1 protein-coding gene is annotated in these 518 nt (G+C 64.9%); it reads right to left on the bottom strand.

Annotated elements, in window-relative coordinates; translation table 11 throughout:
* Nucleotides 1–353, bottom strand: a 353-nt coding sequence (locus MSKU9_RS17105; protein WP_264371863.1) for a tyrosine-type recombinase/integrase, incomplete at its 3' end; no start/stop codon positions are given.
* Nucleotides 354–518: the final 165 nt, after the last annotated feature.

A 518-nucleotide genomic window follows, 5' to 3' on the forward strand; every position in this document is an offset into this window, starting at 1 on the left:
CCCAGCCTGTCGAGCGGACTGATGACGGCCCGCACGGTCCGTGTCGCAACTTTTGTATAAAGGGCCGTGGTCTCCAGACGGGAATGACCCGGCAGAACCTGGATCACGCGGACATCGACACCATCCTCAAGCAGGTGCGTGGCAAAGCTGTGCCGCAGGGTATGAGGCCCCACACGTCTGGTGATCGCAGCGGCCCGCGCCGCATCGACAGCCACGCGATGGAGTTGCCGTGTGCTGATGGGCCTCATGGTATCCTGCCCGGGAAACAGCCAGCCACCCGAATGTATCACGCCCTGCTGGCGTCCGGCCTTCCACCACTCCCGCAGCAGGGGCAGGAGGTCTGCCGGAAGCATGGCGTTGCGATATCGTCCCCCCTTTGCCCCGTTCGACCCTGAGCAGCATGCGTTCGCTGTCGATATCACTGACCCTGAGGGCGGCGACCTCGGCCACCCGCAGGCCTGCCCCGTACGCGATCGAAAGGGCAGCCTGGTGCTTGAGGCAGGTGGTTGCGTTGAGCA

It is taken from the genome of Komagataeibacter diospyri (assembly GCF_006538165.1).
GTDB lineage: Bacteria > Pseudomonadota > Alphaproteobacteria > Acetobacterales > Acetobacteraceae > Komagataeibacter > Komagataeibacter diospyri.